Genomic DNA, 2,324 nt, shown 5'->3' with positions numbered 1-2,324 from the left:
GGGGGGGGGCTGTTTCCACCCCCTCCCCATCAAGACTGTTTCAGCCCTCGCCTTGCACGGGGTCGGTATTGAACGTGTACAAGACGATCTTCCAAGTCCCGTCGACCTTGTGCAGCACGAAGACCTCGCGGTTAAGGTCAATTACCTTCTTGCCATTTTCGACGACGGCGGCACCACGATGATGGTGCGTGCGAACTAGGGCCGTGTCCCCATACACATTAATCGTGTCATAGGAGAATACCGTTTTGAATTTAGCGATCTTGAACAGGTCGTTGTACCCATCCATTTTCTGCTGTCTTGTAGCGTAGGTACGCTTATTGTCCCACTCAGCGACGCTATCGTTTGCAAAAAGAGTCAGAATTGCGTTTGTGTCCCCAGCATTGAGCGCGGTCTCGTACTGATGCACGATGTCGTACGCCTCGTGCTGTGCGACACTCACGGCAGAATCGCTGGAGAACGGGAGCGTTTCGGCTGCGGCTGCATGGAAAATTGGAAATCCACCGAGTGCGCCAGCCAGGGCAAGCGTTGCGATTTTCATGCTGAACAAATTGCGTTTTTTCATTTGATCCTCAAGCGTAGTTATGTGAAAAATAGAACATCATAGTTGGATGACAAGGTAAATCGCTACTGCTCTTGGTCCCGGTTCGGAGATATCGACGATCTTGCAGGCGGGGCAGGTCCACACACCAGTTGGCTATTGTGATGGTGATGGTCGATGAAGGCGAAGGGGCAAAGATGGTCCGCTATTCCTGCGACAACGCACGTAGCCGGAGCATGTCGCCGTCGTCGATGATCGTCTGTCCTGACAGGATGCACGTAACGGAGCTTCCGCTATGAGTCTCCGCTTGGATGGAATATTCGTTTAGATCTTGTCGAAGCCGTCTCCGGCTGCCACAAAATTCCCCTACCACCGTGACATGCCGAGCACCCGTATCTGCAGTCGCCGCAAGCAGGTCCCCCGAGCTCGAAACTTGGAGTTGTTAGATAGTCATGGCGGGTGTCCTTTCGATATATTTTGGGCAGGTGATCAGGATAATGCAGAAATCCCATGCAAAGAAGAGATAAAATTCTGATCATCTCCATCTGATTTATAGATTATGTTGAATTCGCTAAACTTGGATCAATTACGCGTATTTGTGGCTATCAATGATCACGGCAGCTTCTCAGCGGCAGCGCGTCAGTTGCACCGCGCTCAGTCGGCAGTGAGTAACGCTATTGTCAATCTGGAAACCGCGCTGGGTACCACGCTATTCGATCGAAGTGGCTGGAAACCTCAGCTTACCGACCACGGATACTCCCTGCTCGTTGATGCACGTGAGGTTCTCGCTCGCGCTGACCAATTCAAAGCCCGCGCCTTGAGATTGACGCAGGGACTCGAAGCCGAGCTGTCCGTCGTCCTCGATGTGATGTTCCCAACTGTGCAACTCGTAGATCTGGTAGCACGCTTCCAGCAAACATTCCCAGGTGTGGTTCTGCGGCTGTGTACCGAGGTTCTAGGTGGTGTACCTGAGAGGGTCCTCACGGGCGAGTACGACTTGGGCGTCCAAGGCTCGTTACCGGATATTGCGCCGGGTTTGACCAGCCACATATTGCCTGAGATTGCTATCGTTCCGGTCGCCGCTGCCAGCCATCCATTAATGGGGCAACGAAAAATTTCGAATGATATGCTGCGGGAGTACACGCAGATTGTGCTGACCGACCATAGCGGACGAACTGCGGGACGAACGTTCTCGGTGTATTCCAATCGACAAATTCTCACTGCCGACCTGGGGTCGAAGTATGCGATGTTGCGCGCGGGATTGGGCTGGGGCTTCATGCCGCGTAGCTTCGTGGAGGAAGATCTGGGTGCTGCGCGGTTAATCGAACTGGACCTGGCAGAGCGTCAGCCGCGTAACCAGAGCATGCCTTTGTTCCTGATTCGCAGAGACAGCGATCCGCTGGGGCCAGCTGGACGGTGGGTAGTAGATACCCTGACGCAAGCTGTCACAATATCGAAGGATCTGCCTTAACGCACGTAGAAATCCGTTTCTTGACTTGCCACGCGGCATTCAACTGGGGGCTGTAGCGCTCGTGCTTGCTCCTCATGTCTCCCAGTGCGTATTGCAAGCGAGAATTTTCCGGCGTTAATAGCGTGAATTTTTTACGCGGTCGCGATTATCGGATAGGTGGGCAGATATCTGCGAGTCGGATGCTGGGGTGGAAAATGGAAAACCTGCAAAGCGGAGCGGCTTTTGTGGACTCTAATAATGGTTCGCCAAACTCTTATGAAGTCTCACAATGCGTCACCCTCAAATTTCGCCTACCAAGTTATCGATCGAGCGCTT

General features: G+C 53.1%; 2 protein-coding genes. One reads left to right on the top strand and one right to left on the bottom strand.

The window, feature by feature from the left end; translation table 11 throughout:
• Window positions 1–40: 40 nt before the first annotated feature.
• On the bottom strand, window positions 41–562 hold the full coding sequence (locus tag GEV47_RS19045; protein WP_153236379.1) for a YybH family protein: 522 nt from the start codon (window positions 560–562) through the stop codon (window positions 41–43).
• 535 nt (window positions 563–1,097) lie between these two features.
• On the opposite strand from GEV47_RS19045, the gene GEV47_RS19040 reads away from it, so the two are divergent.
• Window positions 1,098–2,009, top strand: coding sequence for a LysR family transcriptional regulator (locus tag GEV47_RS19040; protein WP_153236378.1), 912 nt, complete (start codon window positions 1,098–1,100; stop codon window positions 2,007–2,009).
• The last annotated feature ends 315 nt before the right edge of the window (window positions 2,010–2,324 follow it).

Origin of the sequence: Glaciimonas soli (genome assembly GCF_009497155.1) — a bacterium.
Taxonomy (GTDB): Bacteria; Pseudomonadota; Gammaproteobacteria; order Burkholderiales; family Burkholderiaceae_D; genus Glaciimonas; species Glaciimonas soli.
This window is presented reverse-complemented; position numbering and strand designations above follow the sequence as displayed.

Bases quoted from the DNA above. Each gene is read 5' to 3' on its own strand.
- GEV47_RS19045 (WP_153236379.1), bottom strand. From the start codon at position 562: ATGAAAAAACGCAATTTGTTCAGCATGAAAATCGCAACGCTTGCCCTG.
- GEV47_RS19040 (WP_153236378.1), top strand. From the start codon at position 1,098: ATGTTGAATTCGCTAAACTTGGATCAATTACGCGTATTTGTGGCTATC.